This is a genomic window from Mesorhizobium sp. P2_F8 (assembly GCF_056403655.1).
Genome location: NZ_JBFUFB010000120.1, coordinates 1 through 705, shown reverse-complemented (window position 1 = coordinate 705; position 705 = coordinate 1). Strand labels below are relative to the sequence as shown.

Annotated in this window: 1 protein-coding gene; it reads right to left on the bottom strand. The window is 58.6% G+C overall.

Annotated features, from left to right (window positions below; translation table 11 throughout):
- Window positions 1–214 precede the first annotated feature (214 nt).
- Entirely contained in the window at window positions 215–400 is a 186-nt protein-coding gene (locus tag AC1DZP_RS36315; RefSeq protein WP_477309180.1) for a hypothetical protein, read from the bottom strand.
- Window positions 401–705 lie beyond the last annotated feature (305 nt).

Genomic DNA, 705 nt, shown 5'->3' with positions numbered 1-705 from the left:
TTGAATTTCATGCCCTTGATCTGGACCGCATGATTGGCGGCATAGGCTGGCATGGCAGACCCGGAATACATGGGCAAATCGCGACACCTAGATATCCCGAAGGGTGAAATTGAAGCGCCGTCTCTAAGCTAATACGCAATGCCGCCCGGTCCAGTAAGGATCTGATGATGGCTGTAGAGGACCGGATCACTCAGCACTAGAAGACGGCTGCGCACTACGCCTTGATGCTCGGCGCCGGCGGCTTTAGCGTGGCCTGGACCTGGAGTCTCTCGACGGTCGCTACGATGGCGGCGGCAATCGCCTCGGCCTCGCCCATCAGATCGGGGCTGTAAAGCCCATTGACCATCTCTTCGTTCGGCAAAACGCCAGGCGGATCCTCGATCGTGCGCCAGATCAGCATGACCGCGTTGATCCCAGCGCACTCCAGCCTGCCCGCCTGTTCCCCATTTCGAGCGGGCCTTTCTTAGTCCGTGGAACATTGTCGGGCCGACGACGTTCGGCTGGATCACTGACCCATCAGTGACTCCCTGGGTGCTGGCCCGCTGCCGAAAGGTGGCGGGCATTTTCATTTTGCCGGATCCGCGCTGGGACGCCCTCTGTACAAATTCGTACCATCTAATATTTCGGGAAACTCGGACGGCTTTCTAACGTTTGTGAATCGCCAGCATTCATGGTCCCCTCGCTGGTATCCGAGAGGCCCGTCAC

Bases quoted from the DNA above. Each gene is read 5' to 3' on its own strand.
- AC1DZP_RS36315 (WP_477309180.1), bottom strand. From the start codon at position 400: ATGCTGATCTGGCGCACGATCGAGGATCCGCCTGGCGTTTTGCCGAAC.